Source organism: Bdellovibrio sp. BCCA (assembly GCF_037996825.1).
Classification (GTDB): domain Bacteria; phylum Bdellovibrionota; class Bdellovibrionia; order Bdellovibrionales; family Bdellovibrionaceae; genus Bdellovibrio.
The window spans coordinates 1,747,259-1,762,585 of the sequence record NZ_JBBNAC010000001.1 but is presented as its reverse complement, the minus strand read 5'-3'; the positions used below and the strand labels follow the sequence as shown (position 1 = coordinate 1,762,585).

The window sequence follows — 15,327 nt, the reverse complement described above, 5'->3', positions numbered from 1 at the left end:
ACCTAGTGACCCTTAAAGTTTGCCTTGCGTTTTTCGATGAAAGCACCAGTGCCTTCTTTTACGTCTTCAGAATTGAAAAGCTCAGCGAAAATTTTCGCTTCGTTCTTTTGCGCTTCTTCAACATCCATATCCCAAGCTTGATTGATAGAGATCTTTGCAGAACCTACGGCAATCGGAGCTTTGGCTAAAATTGCTTCTACTGTTTTCATCACAGCAGGCATGAGCTCTGCCGCCGGGAAAACTTTATTTACAAGACCCACAGTTTGCGCTTCTTGTGCCGTGATCATACCACCTGTGTATGTCAACTCACGTGCGCGACGTTGCCCGATAGCGCGAGCCATACGAACAGTTCCGCCGAAGCCCGGGATCAAACCAAGGCTTACTTCTGGCAAACCGAATTTTGCATTTTCAGAAGCGTAGATGAAATCGCAACCCAATGCGAGTTCACAACCACCACCCAAAGCAAAACCATTGACCGCTGCGATCACGGGAATTTTTAGCAAAGTGAGTTCGTGGAAAATACTTTGACCGCGCTGTGCGAAGACCAAAGCTTTTTCTTCATCGAGATCATGAATTTCTTTGATATCAGCGCCCGCAACGAAAGCTTTCTCTCCAGCACCCGTGATGATCAAAGCACGAGCGTCTTCGTAAGACATCTCTCCGATTTGACGAAGAGCTTCGCCCATTTCGTTGAGCACTGTGGAATTCAGAGCATTCAAAGACTCAGGACGGTTGACGGTAAGAAGCCAAACGCCATTAGTCTTTTGCTCAAGAAGAATTGTTTTATAATTAAAATTTGCCATAAGTAATTCCTATTACTTCGCTGAGTAGTCGTAGAAACCACGACCTGTCTTACGTCCCAACCATCCCGCTTCAACGTATTTCACAAGAAGAGGACATGGACGGTATTTAGAATCTCCCAAACCATCATGAAGCACGTTCATGATCGCAAGGCACGTATCAAGACCGATAAAGTCTGCCAACGTCAACGGGCCCATAGGTTGGTTTGTTCCCAATTTCATCGCGCTGTCGATAGACTCGACAGAAGCGATACCTTCGTGAAGAGTGTAAACCGCTTCGTTAATCATCGGCATCAAGATGCGATTGACGATAAAGCCCGGCATGTCTTTCACAGACTCAACGAAAACTTTATCCATTTTTTCCGCCAACGCTTTTACTGTCGTAAAAGTTTCATCGGAAGTTTGCAAACCGCGAATTCCTTCCACCAACTTCATCAAAGGAACAGGATTCATGAAGTGCATGCCTGCTACTTTCGTTGGACGTTTTGTCACGCCTGCGATTTTTGTGATAGAGATCGAAGATGTGTTTGAAACCAACAACGCTTCTGGTTTTACAGCCGCATCAAGGTCTTTAAAGATCTTAAGTTTCAAGTCGATATTTTCAGTCGCTGCTTCAATCACGATATCGCAATCTTTCAAAGCCGCTGTTTCTTGAGCTGTTTTAATTCGGCCCAACAACGCTGCTTTGTCGGCTTCGCTCATCCCACCTTTTTTGATGATACGATCACAGCTTCCAGAGATTGTTGCGATCCCTTTTTCAAGAGCCGCTCCGCTGACATCCAACATGATGACGTTAAAACCAAAATTGGCCGCCACTTGTGCGATGCCGTTCCCCATTTGTCCTGCGCCTACGACGCCGATAGTTTTGATATTCATTATATCACTCCGCGTTAAATTAGATTGAAAAACCAACGCATTACCAGTACCTAACTTTAGACCAGAGGTCAAAAGTTCTGGTCTTGAGAGGCTCTTCCTCACCCCGCAAAATAAAGAAATGCGGTCCGTACTCTCTCTGACATTGCCAATACTTTTCCTTGTGCCTACTTCTTGGGCTGCTCTATCGACGGACGCAGACACCGCTGTCTCTTTTTTCCGCAACAAGAACAGCCTTTTCGCCTCTGGCCAGGTGAGTCGAACAACTTTGGAAGATAAGCTGATCCGCTCTGAGACCGAAATCTCTTTTCACGCTTCTTGGGACAAAAAAGAATACGCGATGCAAAGCGATCAGATCTTGCGCGATATTGAAGTGGCTCGTTTTGTTGAGACGAAATCAGCTACTCCCCTTTTAAGCTTGAATCGCAGCGATGCACCTCCTGTAAAAAATCTTTCGGCAAAAACTTCTTTGGAGATCGTCACTGTCGAAGATTTTTGGGTCCGCGTGAAAGAAAAAGACAGCAAAGTCGAAGGCTGGCTGCCTTTGCAAGCTCTGCAGAGTCGTCATGATGATTTGGGAATTTACACGAATCTTATCGACACTTATCTTCGCCAGAATGCAGATTCTTCTGCGAGAGTTTTAACGACGATTCCCCGTTTGCGCCGAATAGTTCCTCTGGAAATCACAAAAAGCTTTTTAAAAATTCAATACGGAAATCAAATCGGCTATGCAGACATCACGCACTTTGTTTCACGCGCTGATTTTGCAAGCCTTGCCTATCACCCAAAGAAAAATTGGGTCACTGTTCTTTATCGCAATAACGACGTGATCATCACGCAAAAAGGCGAAACGATTCCGATGAAAGAGATTTTGGGATACGTCACAAATTCTCATCGTGGCATTGTGATTCGTCCCGACAGTGCTTCTTATGGCCCGCCTCTTCGCGCGCGCGTGGAGATTTTAAAACCAGAAGCGCACATCTGGGGCATTAGCAAGATTGATGGCCACGGCGAAGTTTGGTGGAAGAAAAAGAATCTTTTACTTGAAGAACCAGAAGCTCCGTCAAAATCGACTGTCACAACAGATTCACTCTTAAAGCGCGAGATTTATTCCATCGCGTTTGAGAACAAAAACTCCGTACGAGGAATCGTTTCGTCAGAAGGCGTTTATCGCACTGAAGACGGTTTAACATGGACTCAGATTCCTCTTTTTGGAAAACAAAATTATCCTGTGAGTATTCACCCGAACGGAACCTGGTTTGTAGGATCTTACAAGAGCACCAATCACGGAAAAAGTTTTGAACCCTTCATCCGCTGGGACAACATCGCGCAAGCCATTGAGGCCGCTTACCACAGCAATCCTAAGATCATGCGCTTAACTCAAATCGAAGCGCTTCCGAATTCCCGCATTCTTATTCACGTCGACACTGGTGTAAAACAAATCAAACTTCGCAGTTTGATTGGCGATTTGCATTGGGATGTTATTAAGAATTAATTTTTTGTCTTATTGCACATAAGAGCCGATACGGTTAACTCCGGACATTTCTACGTTCTATACCCTTTAAATTCCTTATAAGGCTCCGCCGGGCTTTGCATTAACACGGGTTTCAACCAGTTTAGAAAACTTTTTTTCCACAAACTTGATATATAGACAAAATATAGGTATTATCTAGATGACTTTAGAATTTGATTGGGATGAGAAGAAGAACTTCTCAAACTTCAAAAAGCATGGCATTTGGTTTGAAGAAGTAACCAGCGTTTTTGATGATCCACTAGGTCGTCTTTTTTTCGACTCCCATCACTCTGACGATGAATCGCGATTTATTTTGATAGGAATGAATATCGCTCGTAAGACATTGGTTGTCGTTCACGTGTATCGTGATAACGAAGAAAAAGTACGTATTATTTCAGCTCGCCCTGTTACAAGAAAAGAAAGGGATTTTTATGAAAAAGGAATATAACTTTTCAAAAATGAAAGAGACTAAAAATCCTTATCCTAAAATGAAAAAGAAGGCCGTAGGTATTAATTTAAGCCCCGCCGTTATTACGTATTTTAAGCAGCTATCTAAATCAACAGGAGTGCCCTATCAACAGTTGATAGACCTTTATCTTTTAGACTGCGTAAAACAAAAAAAGAAGCTGACCTTTAAATGGTCGGCTTAAGGCGAGGCCGTGACCGGCGTAAAGCGACGAATGCGGTTGGTACCGTCAGAAACATAAATGCGATATTTGCTATCCACGGCAACGCTTACGGGCACTCTCAAAGGATCGGTTTCTAAACCCGGAGTCGTACTATCAATCTGGGACACAAACGTCCCGGTTTCATCATAGATTTTCACACTGCTCGCTGCCAGATTCATCATATCGATATCAACAACGTAAATATAACCACGCTTATCCATGGCAAATTTAATAATATAACCAAAACCGTCGAGAGTTTTCACAAGATTGTGTTGTGAATCGTATTTCTCAATTTTATGCATTTTAGAAATCCACACAGAGTCCTCGGCATCAATGAAAATATCCGTCGGCATCGAGACATCGCTGCCTCCAAGATCCGGCATTGATATTTTCCCGATATAGTTACCAGCTTCATCAAAAATCCTTACAGGGATAATATAAGGAGTGCCGTTGATACTCATTGAACGCAAGTCCACCACGTACCGATGCCCTTGAGAATTTACGGCCATCCGTTTTGGATCAAGCCAAGCATCGTCAGCCTCTGAAACCGTTTTCGTTACAGTTGATACGACTTGCATCGAACTATTTAAACTCACCATATGATTGCGTTCGGTTTGCTGAGAATCTTTTCCCAAATAAACCAACCGGTCATCTTTAGTGAGTGTCAAACCCCGAGGATAATCTGAGCCTGTTGCAATACTGCTTTGATAAACACCTTGAGAATTGAACTTCTGGATGCGGAAGTTCCCAATATCAGCGATGTAAACGTTGTCATGACTATCAATACTCATAGCACCATTCAGCCCATCCCCTAAGAAACCCGCAAACTCGCCATTGCCAGTTCCGCCCGAGCCAATCCAACGGATTGTGTGATCGATAAGATGATAAGCAAAGATACCATTGGTATTTCCAATAAATACCTCATCATCGATAACGCAAGCCGTGGGATACGTATAGCCATCAAAGAAAATATTCGCCGTGTGACTTGACTGCAAAACACCGGTCTTCGAATAAACGCCGATTTTATAAGGAGCCACATAAGACGTCGCAACAGTCTGAGGAACCCCGACAGCAATGATATTATTTCGATCTTTATCCCAGTTTAAATCCCGCGCATACGGTTTTTTTCCAGCATAATCTGTAAACCCGATAGGAAAGGACTGCTCAAAAACACCTGACGACGAAAAACGTGTCATTGTAGAGATAAAATCACTGCCTGTATTTACAACGTCATAAACATAAACTTTGTCGTTATTATCGATTAGAATCTTTTGCGGATAACCTGCAAATAAATAATCAGAAACTCCATCCGCTTGCTTTGCAAAGACCACGGGATTTCCCGCCACCCACTTATAAAGGTGTTGATAATTTAATGGAGTTCCGTAAGGAACGCTAAAGTAAACTGACGAAGAAGAGTCTACTCCGACAGTTGCTATCTGTTGAGAGATCGAGACGACTTCCTCCACTGTTGAAAAATCAGGACTGATTCGATAGACCTTTCCTTCTTGAGCAAAATAAAATCGCCCGTCAACTCCCATCGTTCGAGCGTTGGGTCCCGCAATATTATGCAAGGCACTTATAGGGCTTTTTTGTTCAAGTGTTCCAATCACAGGACTGATGCGCAGAATTCCCTGGCTACCGCCTCCCATCATGTCCGATAACGACATCGTCATCGCCAAAAGCTTTCCGTCAGCTCGTCTTTCAAGATGGAAAATTCCATAGGGCTCATAACCTTGATAAGCACGCCCTAAAGATAAACCATCAAAACTGGATTTATTAGAAACAGAAGGAGATTTCGTCAGATCAGGAACAAATCCCACCAGGGAAGATGGATCGAGCTTGGCCTCCAATGAACATCCAACCAAAGCAAACGTAAATACTAAAAAAAGAATTCCAAAAACGTTCGACATCACTTCCTACTAGACTTATGTACTTTTCGGAAAAATGTGTCTCGGCTTTTATAGATAATTAATCAGTTTCCGCTAAAACGTTCGGCGACCGGTCAGAAACGCGACTTATAGGGCGCATTTCTATCTCAGAATGGTCGGTGTCTCAGGCGGAGACACATGCTCGATGTACATGAGTTTTAAAGTGAAAAGATCACCCTGACTAAGACCGCGATCTCGGTAATTGCGAGTCACGCAGTAACTCATAATGGAGTCCGGATCATACTCGGTGTAACCACGAGCAAAGATCATCGGCTCTTTCTTACTGCCGTCAATGTCACAACCAACAGCGTTGGGATGATCGTGCTCATGCATAAGGCCTGCTGTATGTCCGAATTCATGAACTACCGTAGATTTAGAAAGTCCACTAATAAAAAACTGAATCGAACCTGCAGCTCCTGGAAAATCTCGAGAAGCGTACATCAATCCTTGTCCAAGTGTCGATTGAGCCCGTGTAACGGAATCCCAACCTATCTTCAATCTTTTACGGTAATTGATGATCACATTGCTTCGATCACCAACAACACAATCTGTGAAACCATAAAAGTAAATCCCTGTACGCTCTGGCGTGTATTCCTGCTCGACCCAGGTTTGCACAAGACGCTTTTGTTCGTCACTCCAAGGACTTCTTTTATAACTCTCTTTTGAATTTTCAACGGGATTGGCAAAACAAACCTTCACCCCATGCCCTCTTCGTGTATTCCAGGTCGTCCATACGAACATTCCGGCATGAGCCTCACCGCTCACCATTAAAAGATATACAAACAAAAGAAGATAGAGTTTCATAAAAACATTCCTTCACCACTGAGAAAATCACAACTGCTGATTAATCACCATTTCAAGCTCATCCAAATCATCCCGCCAAATCCCTTGACTCCATCACCTTCTACGCCCGGAGTGATTTCTTTATCGTACAATGGGTAAATTCTTCGGCCTTTACGGTAAGACGCCTCAGCACCGGCTTGAACGAATTTGGCGAAATCTCTTTTTAATCCCACCTTAAATTCTGAGGAGGCAGGAATATCATAGAATGGATCACCTGACTTATTCCCGACCACTTTCGCAACATCCATAGCAACATAGACTTCGCCAAGACTTCCCAACGGAAACGAGGCCTCAACAACATTCTTGACGGCTTGTGCCGCCATCTTTTCAATGCCCTCAAACAGATACAGTTCACCACGAACGAGCAAATAAACTTTCCCGATCTGTTTATCAAAAATCAAAGAAATCTTGTCAGACTCTGTCACCCATTTTGAAGTGGATGAATAGTGTCCATCTTTCACACGACGAAACGTACGTTCTTGATCCACGGTGACGCTCTCAGAAGAGTAGCTGGCGCCGAGCTTTACACTCATATCCGGAGCACTCATATCTTTCGGCCGTTTGAGGTTGCGATCAATGCTCGATGTCTCTAGCTCCACACGTCCCGTCGTGCGATTCACTCGGGCCGTACCTCGGAGTTGCATATTGTTTAAAAAGACATTTCTTTGTTTTTGCTCCCACTCCATCTCATTGTTGAGGGTCGGAGCTCCCACTTGCCCTGCCGCCACATAACCGCGCGCAGAAAGTCCGAATTCATCAACCAGAGTGTCCGTATAAATACTAACACTCGCACCACTCGCAAGTCCGGCTCCTGAAAATTGATAAATGCCTTCTTCTGAAGAGTATTTTTGATGGAGCATAAAGGCTCTCAGATAAGAACCACTGGCATCTTGTTTTACAACCTGCATACCCACGGAGTTACTTTGATTGCCAATGCGCACTTGTAAAATCGAATCCTCTTTTCCAGCATAAGCAAGTTCTTTAAGACCTTCTTGAACCCACAATGATGTCTGCGGAATATAAGCGTGAAAATCACCGCGCTTTCCCTCTGAATAAACGGTGCCAACAAGAGGACCCAAAACTCGATTGCTGATTTCAAGCATGCTCTGCTGACTCTTTTGTCCCGTATTAATCACCTGGGAGTAGTTTTGAATATAGTACTCGCCGGTTTTTGGATCTCTAAAGTGATAAATAAAATGTCCACCGGAATCCTGGCCCTTCTTGTCTTTTTGCCATATCCCAGTGTGAAGTCCGACGTCTTTAAACCCCAAGGCCTTTGCTTGTCCCGCGAGATACTTATGAATGTCACCGCAAATGCCGCCCTCATTTCCAGACGACAAAGAGTTTTGGAAAAGCTCTTCCGACGTATTTTTATTAGATTCACTTTGCGAATAAAATCCGGCCAAGCGAGATCCTGACAATGATAAGAATAAAAGTTTTTGATCTTGCGTCAGCGATGAAGCTTGTTGCGAAAGAAGATTTAAACTTTCGTTGTAAGATCTTGCTTTAGAAAAAGTTTGGTTATCCAATCCAAAGGCGGCTTTATAAAGATCGACCACTCTGGTGTATTCCATAAGACGACCTTTAAAGGTGTCGTTGATACTAAAGGCCGACACATCAACGTAATCCCCTTCAGGTTCCGTTTCGTAATAGAAGTAAGAATCAAAATGACGAGTTCCCTCTTTTCCCTGCTCTTGCCCGTATTTTTGCTCGTACTTCTGGTCGTTTTCGGAAAAAACTTTCTCCAGATCGCGCATCTGAGTATTCAGCTTTTCTTGTGCCCACACAGTAGAAGTCGATAGCAATAAAACGGATGCCGTGATTCTTTTTAGGTGTTTCATTGGAACACTCTCTCTTTTTGGAAGTTGGACCTTGAAGGTCTTCTTCCAAGAACCTCGCCAACGCCATCAAAGCGTTAATCCACGCTCGGAGTATGAAGGCTGTCAAACCCTTGAAAAAAGACCACTTATTGTCCTCGTTCGCAAAATTTCAACGAACATTGCTGGCATTATTCCAGCAATGTTTCCCTGAACGATCGATCAGCGCGGATATATCGTTGTTGAATAGTAATGTGGTCCCATTTTTGGGCTCAGTGACAGGAGAAATGACATGAGAGTAATTTTTTGCTTTCTAATTCTTGCGATGTTGGGATGTCAGGACAAAGTGACATCATCTTCCCAAAACGCCATAGAACATGAGGAAAGCAACGGAATCGTGGGTGGTGAAGATGTTCCTGAAGACAATATTATAGCTCGCCAGGCCTTGAACTTTAAAATCCGTTATCAACGACCTCCGGTTGACGGAGTTGAACAAAAACCGATTTCCTCTCAGTGTACTGCGAGTGCGATTTCTCCTTCAATCATCTTAACGGCCGCTCACTGTATTATTGCAAACTCTCCGCCTTCACATATGATCCTTCTTAAAAACGCTCAGGGAGAAAGCGTTTCTATTCGTGGTATCGACGTAGTGGTTCATCCAGATTATACTGCGGGAGATAAAAACGCAGACGTAGCACTGATTCTTTTAGAAAACGAACTTCCAAAAGATATTGAGATCATGAATCTCCCAGCAAAGGACTTCGATTTGCATCTAATGCAAGTCACGGCTGCGGGTTACGGCCGCTCGGATGGGCGCCCCGCTTTTCCTGGACACGTGGGTGTTTTACGTACCGCCACTCTTGACGTGCAAAACTACGTAGCGACGTCGTCTTCTTTTATTGTGACACAAAACCAAGGAAAGGGATTTTGCCAGGGAGACTCCGGAGGTCCTGCGATCGTTACTATTGATAACAAAACTTACGTTGTCGGTATTGCTTCAAGAACGTTCTTTAATCCTGAAGTTCCCGTTGAAGACCGCAATCTGTGCATTGATCGCGGTCTTTATATTAATGTTCAATTCCATGACGAGTGGATTCAAAAAAATATGCTGAGCCTTCTCTCTAAGAAAGCCGCAGCAGAAGGAGCGGATTTTTAATTACTTCCAAAGCTTACCCGCGCACATTGAGTAAAACATCTTGAAGTCTCCCATGAGAGACCACCAAGGATGTTTAAATGTCGCGGGTCTGTTTTTCTCAACACCAAAGTGCCCCACCCAAGCAAAGCCATAGCCAATCACCGGCAAAAGCCAGAGCGCCATCCATTCTTGAGTGAAAAGTGCATAAAGCAAAACAAGATGAACACATAGAGTGCCGACGAAATGCAGACGACGATTGATGGGATGAGAGTGCTCTTGCAAATAAAAAGGCCAAAACTCTTTAAATGTTGTCATAAGCACTCCTCAAAAAAACTACTGAGTACTGTCCTCTTGAAAGTACGGCTCCATCACTTTACGAACACGCTCCTGCAATTGAGGTCTTTGTTCAATAGTATACTCGTTGGGATTGATCGGCGGCAAGACTTGCAATGTAACCGTCCGACTCCACACGCCCCAGTTGGGAACTGTGTGTCCTTTTGGTAAAATCGCAGCCGCTCCTTTGACAATCACTGGAACAATCGGCGCTTTCGCATTGATAGCAAAAATAAAAGGACCGGATTTAAAATTCCCTAATCGCTCGCTGTTTTGACGAGTTCCCTCAGGAGCTAAGGCAAACCGCTCCCCTGCTTTGATACGCGCCTCAGCGGCTTGGTAAACTTTAAAGACCTCTTCGCGACGTTCACGGGCAATTGGCAAAATCCCGGCACGGCGCATGGCTGGTCCAAAAACAGGAATTTTAAAAAGCTCAATCTTTGCACCAAAACGGAAACTTCCCAAATATCCATTCATCGCAAAAATATCAAAGAAGCTTGTGTGATTAAACACGTACAAGAATCCGCCGGAAGGACGATTCTCAAGACCCTTTACAACAACCTTCACACCGAACATGCGACATGCATTGCGAGTCCAAAACTCGACAATGTGATCTTCCAAGGGACGATTGTTCATCGTGAGATTCACAATAATCAAAGCCAATGCACAAAGCATGGTGTGAATAGGAAACCAAATGAGCGCCAATAAAGAACGAGGATACGAAAGCAACTTCCAAAACATATAATAACTCTATTCAGGGAACAGACGCTTGCGCGCCGCCAGTCTTTGTCTTTCCTTGTAAGCCTGATGTTCCGAAGGCCCCGACAAAATTTTTTGATGTGCGGCTTGATCCATGATTTGCACCTCGTAAGGATAGAAGAAGCTAAACTCTTCTTTTCCTGCCGTCGGTTTGATGTGAATCAATTTGCGCGAGATAAATTTAATAAAACGATAGTCTTCGCCAGAAAAGAAATTTTCTTTTCTTAGGAACTTTACATTCTCGCCTTGCTCTGCAAGTTTTTGATCAAATGCTTTTTGAATGCTTTTCTCATCCAAAGTATCCAGGCGATGAGCCAGATCATCACACACTTCCATGAACAAGCTTACGGGATACAGGTTATTAGAACTTTGGTCCGGCATGATGTGCGGAAAACTGATCACATTTTCACGAATCAGGAAACGCACGACCTGGAAGGTATCAAAAAGATTGCGTGTGATAAAACGAACACCCAGCTTATCAAAAATCTTCATCGCCAAGGCATCGGGTTTTGCCAAAAGCTTAATCACCGTGCTTGAAGAGGTTTTAAAAGGTTTTACTTCAAAACCTAAAAGCTCAATCGGCTCCATTTTTTCCATGTGAGAACTTTGCAGGAACGTACGATGAGTCGTCCCGTCATGACGAATGCAATCTTGAAAGGGCGTGAGAATCTGCGATTGGATCTCTTCGGAGAACGAACTAAAAAGATCGTTCTCTGCATGAACGAAAACGTGCATACAACGAAGAATCGCACACGCCCAGCGCTGCAATTCCTTTTCATCAGGGTTTTGCGAGCTTGCATAGATCAAAAGCTGACGGATATCAGAAAGTCCTTTGCGGTCTCTAAAGACCTCTGGAAGCTCTGAATCTTGAAAGCCCAGCTTTTCTAGCATCAACACCAAAGCGCGACGGTGGTAGTACCAGAGCTTTTCTAAATCACTCTCACGAGTGACATCAAATCCATAACTGAGAAGAAAGGAACTGGCCGCCTCTAGCGTATGAATGTTGAGTTTGGGGATTTCGATGGCCGAATGCCCCCCAACAACAGAATTTAAAATAGAAGAGTCAAAGATGAAACGTTGAGGCATTCCCCTATCTTTGAACTGGATAGGGGGTGAATCAAGACGCGCCGCTTATTTAATAAGAGCGCACGTGTAAGCTTTGAAGCTGCCAAGAGTGCCGGCTGCCGGTTGGTAACCGTTTACCGCCGTGTAGTTCTGATACTGAACAGTGCCTTGGACTGTCGTGTTGTCGTATTGACCTTGGAAGATGATCTCTCCGTAGCTGTCCTTAAACTTAACTTGGATTTGACGCGTATTGCGATCAATCATACCTTCGCTGGCTTGTTTAAACTCAACAACATAAGGAACGATTGTTTGCCCGTTGTACACTTGGCCAACAAAAGAATCGAAGATCTTAATCACGACTGTTGAAGATGTCGGAATCAACTTCCCTGCCGTGTCGAATTGAAATGAACCGCTAAAGTCGATACCCGTTTTGTCATTAATGTTACCGCTGATTGTACCCAAGCTTTGTGGATCTAATGTCGCAGAGACAAAACCTTTCACTTGTGATTCAAAAGCTGAAGAAGCGTAAGGATCGAAGATCTTACCCCAAGTCATGTTGGCATTACTGCAAGTGTTTGGAGTCGTTCCACCGCTTTGTGAAACTCCTGTTGGAGTCCCGCGACCTGCAACTCTCACCGCACTGCTATCTTTCTTGCCACAAGCCGACAAGGATAGAGCCAATGCTACCAAGACTCCCATCATTGATTTGTTAAAGAAAGATGTTTTCATAAATGCCTCCATACCTACTGTATAGGCAAGAGGTGGACCAGACCTTGGCATTCCAGAACGAATATAAACGGCAGATAAAAAAGAACCCGTCTCGCACTGAGACGGGTTTTGCAATAAGGACCTTTTAGGGAATCAGCTGTTCAAAAGCTTTACATTACTTTTTCTAGAGCAATCAGAGTATTCACCTCGTTGCTCAACCAGCTTGAAGCCGCAGAATCAATAAGACCTTGTTGAAGCAATTGAGAAGCAAGATCTGCAGGCTTTTTCACTGTGCTTAAATCCAAAGTCGCATCGATCTCTTTTAAGAATGTATTGACCTTGTCATATTGAGACTTACGCACAAGAGCCTTCTTCATATCCATATCAAAGCGCAATCCTTTAGAAGAAAGCAGCTTCGCCCATTTCGCTTTTTCTTCAGCTGTCAGGAAGGATTTTACGACTTTCACTTCTTTGGTAAGACCCGCACCCACTTTAACAACCTGCTCACCCTCATTGGCAGCTACAAGATCCAAATAAAGATTTGCCAAGGATGCTGAACCATCTTCGGTTAATAAACCGCGAGGTAACAATGCCGTGATGGACGCCGTCAAGCCGTTCGCGTCTTGCTCCATCTCATCAAGTTTTGGCAGAAGTTCCGCCACACCTGCAGCTAAGACTTTGCGATTTGTCGTGATAAGGCTTTGATAGAATTTAACTACTTTTTCTTGCTGCTCAGGAGTGAGTTCATACTCGCGACCACCTAAAGTTTTACCTTTAGCAAGATAAGGACTGTTTTTAAGCTCTTCGATTTGTTGAGCAAGCCAGTTAGTTGAAATCGTGCCATCAGCATTTCTCCAAAGATCGTTGAGCATCGAAGCATAACCGCCTGCTTCTGCCAAAGAACGCGCACGCTCTTTCGTCAACGCTTCATCCATACCCATTTTAGAGTAAAGCACTTGCCCTGACTTCACACTTTCAAGAGACGCAAATACCGGTGCTGCTGTATTGTTCTTAGAAATATCCATCACGACTTGGCTTACAAACTTCAAAGCATCAAGGTTCGCGCGTCCCCATTTCATCGTGTCTTGCAAAACTGTATCAAGATTTGCAACAACTGTGGGCTGATCGGATGGATACAAGCGACCGATGATCGAAGCAAAAAGAACTTTCGTTAGATTTTCTTTTTCACCTTTTGCATCAAGGTATTTTCTTAAAAGAGGATTGTTACCAGCATCAAAGCGTTCACAACCATAGATTTGCAAAGACTGACTGTTCGCCAAAGAAATATCATCGTCTGTGCAGTACAAAGATGTTTTTTCATTTAAAGCCGTATCGTTGTCTGAATAAGCCCAGTCCATCGCCATTTTATCGTAAGACAAAGCCGCGTACTTGATTCTTCCGGCCATCAAGACATCATCAATACCACTGACATAGTCCATGATGCTTGTCGAAGTCTCAAGTCCTTGATGATTGAGGTCTTTCAAATAAGTTTTAGCGGATTCGTAGATTTCTTTAGTTGAAACTTTCGCAGAGAAGGACCCAGCGAAGTTATGACGAAGTCCCAAAGCGTGTCCTAGTTCGTGGGCCACTGTCGCACGAACACTGTCTTGAGCTAGACGAAGTCTTTGAGAGTCACTGGCTTCGCGAGCGATTTGATTGATCGCATTGAAGCTTTCCGTCAAATCACAAGCAATCGCGCCAGCAGCAACTGGTGTGTTACCATTCAAGTTTACCAAATCCGCTGAGCCCACGCGCGTGAACACAGAAGGCATAAATACTTGCGCACGCAAAACTTCACCCGTGAGAGGATCGGATTGTCCGATAGCGTAAGCGGCACCAGAATCCAACCAAGGAATCCAACGAACGAAGATGCTGCGATCTTCAGGACCCGCTTGAGGATCCACGCCTGTTTTAACAGTCACGATATCGCGACCAAAAACTTTATTCCAGTAAAGAGCGGCTTCCGTCACAGCGCCTACGTATTCAGAAGGAACTGCTGACGATACGCGCACAACGATAGGTCCTTTTGATGGAGAAAGATCCCACTTCGTAATAAGATTTACGATGTCTTGGCTATAGCCTTTCTTAGAAACTTTCGTGACAAAAAAACCGACACGGCGGGATTTATCGTACTCTTTCTTTTTAAATTCGGGAGAAAGATTGTAAGCGCGAATTTGGATATTCATTGCCAATGTTTCTTCGCGCGTTTCAAGACTCATGCTCTTGTTTGCGCCTGCTTTCACAGCATCGGTGCGAACTTTAGAGATTTGCTCAAGCTCAATATTTTTTTCGTCAAATTTGATATTGCGAACAAAAGAATCAATAACTGGAAGTGATTGGAAAGAACTCTCTGTCAGGTCGTTGTTTTTTCCGCGGGCTGCATCGACGTCATAAGAACTCTGAAGGACAAATGTCTTTAAGCCTTGTCCCCAGTCAAATGTGATCGACGTGCTGTCTTCAGAAACCACGTCAAATGTTTGAATGAGGTTCACCGTACGGATCTCTTCGTAGATGCTGTTATAGTTTTCAGCGAGAAGAGCGATCTTAGAACCTGATTTTTCAAAACTCACAACCAGAGGCTTTAGATCGTACCATTGAGGTGTTGAACCCGCTGTTTTTCCTGAAGCGATCAGAAGGAAGATCTTTCCCAAAGCGTTTTTTTGAATTGTGATGCAAGAGACTTTATCGCAGGCGTTAGAAGCGGAATCCACGCTCTGTGGCGAGAAAGAGGCACGCATATCGGCAGGTGCTTGTTTTTCAACGATTCGTTCTTCTTTGATGGTGCAGGCAGAAAGAATCAACGATGAGATCACGGTGCTGATGACAGCGGCGTACTTATTAAACGTCATTTCAAGAACCCCCAAAAACTTTTTCAGGTGACATTT

At 44.0% G+C, this 15,327-nt stretch carries 14 protein-coding genes; 4 read left to right on the top strand and 10 right to left on the bottom strand.

Going from position 1 to position 15,327, the window contains the following annotated elements:
• Window positions 1-2: 2 nt before the first annotated feature.
• Window positions 3-803 (bottom strand): enoyl-CoA hydratase/isomerase family protein, encoded by an 801-nt coding sequence (locus tag AAAA78_RS08735; RefSeq protein WP_340591507.1) that lies wholly within the window; start codon window positions 801-803, stop codon window positions 3-5.
• 12 nt (window positions 804-815) lie between these two features.
• Entirely contained in the window at window positions 816-1,676 is an 861-nt protein-coding gene (locus AAAA78_RS08730; RefSeq protein WP_340591505.1) for a 3-hydroxybutyryl-CoA dehydrogenase, read from the bottom strand.
• A gap of 160 nt (window positions 1,677-1,836) precedes the next feature.
• Between AAAA78_RS08730 and AAAA78_RS08725 the strand changes: the two genes are divergently transcribed.
• From AAAA78_RS08725 to AAAA78_RS08715, 3 genes are all read left to right on the top strand, one after another.
• Window positions 1,837-3,168 (top strand): hypothetical protein, encoded by a 1,332-nt coding sequence (locus AAAA78_RS08725; RefSeq protein WP_340591504.1) that lies wholly within the window; start codon window positions 1,837-1,839, stop codon window positions 3,166-3,168.
• Window positions 3,169-3,346: 178 nt separating this feature from the next.
• The gene (locus AAAA78_RS08720; RefSeq protein ID WP_340591503.1) at window positions 3,347-3,634 is read left to right on the top strand and encodes a BrnT family toxin; all 288 of its coding nucleotides are present in this window, start codon (window positions 3,347-3,349) and stop codon (window positions 3,632-3,634) included.
• Complete coding sequence (locus AAAA78_RS08715; RefSeq protein WP_340591501.1) at window positions 3,618-3,836, top strand: hypothetical protein; 219 nt, start codon at window positions 3,618-3,620, stop codon at window positions 3,834-3,836. Before AAAA78_RS08720 ends, AAAA78_RS08715 begins: the two co-directional genes overlap by 17 nt.
• Here AAAA78_RS08715 and AAAA78_RS08710 read toward each other — a convergent pair.
• From AAAA78_RS08710 to AAAA78_RS08700, 3 genes are all read right to left on the bottom strand, one after another.
• Window positions 3,833-5,764 carry an NHL repeat-containing protein gene (locus AAAA78_RS08710; protein WP_340591500.1) on the bottom strand — a complete coding sequence of 644 codons (1,932 nt, stop codon included), beginning with the start codon at window positions 5,762-5,764 and terminating at the stop codon, window positions 3,833-3,835. The genes AAAA78_RS08715 and AAAA78_RS08710 overlap by 4 nt on opposite strands.
• 120 nt (window positions 5,765-5,884) lie before the next feature.
• Window positions 5,885-6,586 (bottom strand): hypothetical protein, encoded by a 702-nt coding sequence (locus AAAA78_RS08705; RefSeq protein WP_340591498.1) that lies wholly within the window; start codon window positions 6,584-6,586, stop codon window positions 5,885-5,887.
• Between the two features lie 44 nt (window positions 6,587-6,630).
• Complete coding sequence (locus AAAA78_RS08700; protein WP_340591497.1) at window positions 6,631-8,466, bottom strand: hypothetical protein; 1,836 nt, start codon at window positions 8,464-8,466, stop codon at window positions 6,631-6,633.
• 268 nt (window positions 8,467-8,734) lie between these two features.
• Here AAAA78_RS08700 and AAAA78_RS08695 point away from each other — a divergent pair, with 268 nt between their 5' ends.
• The gene (locus tag AAAA78_RS08695) at window positions 8,735-9,598 is read left to right on the top strand and encodes a S1 family peptidase (protein ID WP_340591495.1); all 864 of its coding nucleotides are present in this window, start codon (window positions 8,735-8,737) and stop codon (window positions 9,596-9,598) included.
• Here the strand turns inward: AAAA78_RS08695 and AAAA78_RS08690 are convergent, their stop codons facing one another.
• The 5 genes from AAAA78_RS08690 to AAAA78_RS08670 form a co-directional block, all read right to left on the bottom strand.
• Window positions 9,599-9,892 carry a DUF962 domain-containing protein gene (locus tag AAAA78_RS08690; RefSeq protein ID WP_340591493.1) on the bottom strand — a complete coding sequence of 98 codons (294 nt, stop codon included), beginning with the start codon at window positions 9,890-9,892 and terminating at the stop codon, window positions 9,599-9,601.
• An 18-nt stretch (window positions 9,893-9,910) separates the two neighbouring features.
• Window positions 9,911-10,651, bottom strand: coding sequence for a lysophospholipid acyltransferase family protein (locus tag AAAA78_RS08685; protein WP_340591491.1), 741 nt, complete (start codon window positions 10,649-10,651; stop codon window positions 9,911-9,913).
• Window positions 10,652-10,660: 9 nt separating this feature from the next.
• Window positions 10,661-11,755, bottom strand: coding sequence for a TIGR04552 family protein (locus AAAA78_RS08680; RefSeq protein ID WP_340591490.1), 1,095 nt, complete (start codon window positions 11,753-11,755; stop codon window positions 10,661-10,663).
• A 45-nt stretch (window positions 11,756-11,800) separates the two neighbouring features.
• Window positions 11,801-12,463: a hypothetical protein gene (locus AAAA78_RS08675; protein WP_340591489.1), complete on the bottom strand. Its 663-nt coding sequence runs from the start codon at window positions 12,461-12,463 to the stop codon at window positions 11,801-11,803.
• 149 nt (window positions 12,464-12,612) lie between these two features.
• On the bottom strand, window positions 12,613-15,291 hold the full coding sequence (locus tag AAAA78_RS08670; RefSeq protein WP_340591487.1) for a zinc-dependent metalloprotease: 2,679 nt from the start codon (window positions 15,289-15,291) through the stop codon (window positions 12,613-12,615).
• Window positions 15,292-15,327 lie beyond the last annotated feature (36 nt).

What these genes read in the sequence shown, in the direction of transcription:
- AAAA78_RS08735 (WP_340591507.1), bottom strand. Translation starts at nt 803, where the DNA reads ATGGCAAATTTTAATTATAAAACAATTCTTCTTGAGCAAAAGACTAAT.
- AAAA78_RS08730 (WP_340591505.1), bottom strand. Translation starts at nt 1,676, where the DNA reads ATGAATATCAAAACTATCGGCGTCGTAGGCGCAGGACAAATGGGGAAC.
- AAAA78_RS08720 (WP_340591503.1), top strand. Translation starts at nt 3,347, where the DNA reads ATGACTTTAGAATTTGATTGGGATGAGAAGAAGAACTTCTCAAACTTC.
- AAAA78_RS08715 (WP_340591501.1), top strand. Translation starts at nt 3,618, where the DNA reads ATGAAAAAGGAATATAACTTTTCAAAAATGAAAGAGACTAAAAATCCT.
- AAAA78_RS08710 (WP_340591500.1), bottom strand. Translation starts at nt 5,764, where the DNA reads ATGTCGAACGTTTTTGGAATTCTTTTTTTAGTATTTACGTTTGCTTTG.
- AAAA78_RS08705 (WP_340591498.1), bottom strand. Translation starts at nt 6,586, where the DNA reads ATGAAACTCTATCTTCTTTTGTTTGTATATCTTTTAATGGTGAGCGGT.
- AAAA78_RS08700 (WP_340591497.1), bottom strand. Translation starts at nt 8,466, where the DNA reads ATGAAACACCTAAAAAGAATCACGGCATCCGTTTTATTGCTATCGACT.
- AAAA78_RS08695 (WP_340591495.1), top strand. Translation starts at nt 8,735, where the DNA reads ATGAGAGTAATTTTTTGCTTTCTAATTCTTGCGATGTTGGGATGTCAG.
- AAAA78_RS08690 (WP_340591493.1), bottom strand. Translation starts at nt 9,892, where the DNA reads ATGACAACATTTAAAGAGTTTTGGCCTTTTTATTTGCAAGAGCACTCT.
- AAAA78_RS08685 (WP_340591491.1), bottom strand. Translation starts at nt 10,651, where the DNA reads ATGTTTTGGAAGTTGCTTTCGTATCCTCGTTCTTTATTGGCGCTCATT.
- AAAA78_RS08680 (WP_340591490.1), bottom strand. Translation starts at nt 11,755, where the DNA reads ATGCCTCAACGTTTCATCTTTGACTCTTCTATTTTAAATTCTGTTGTT.
- AAAA78_RS08675 (WP_340591489.1), bottom strand. Translation starts at nt 12,463, where the DNA reads ATGAAAACATCTTTCTTTAACAAATCAATGATGGGAGTCTTGGTAGCA.
- AAAA78_RS08670 (WP_340591487.1), bottom strand. Translation starts at nt 15,291, where the DNA reads ATGACGTTTAATAAGTACGCCGCTGTCATCAGCACCGTGATCTCATCG.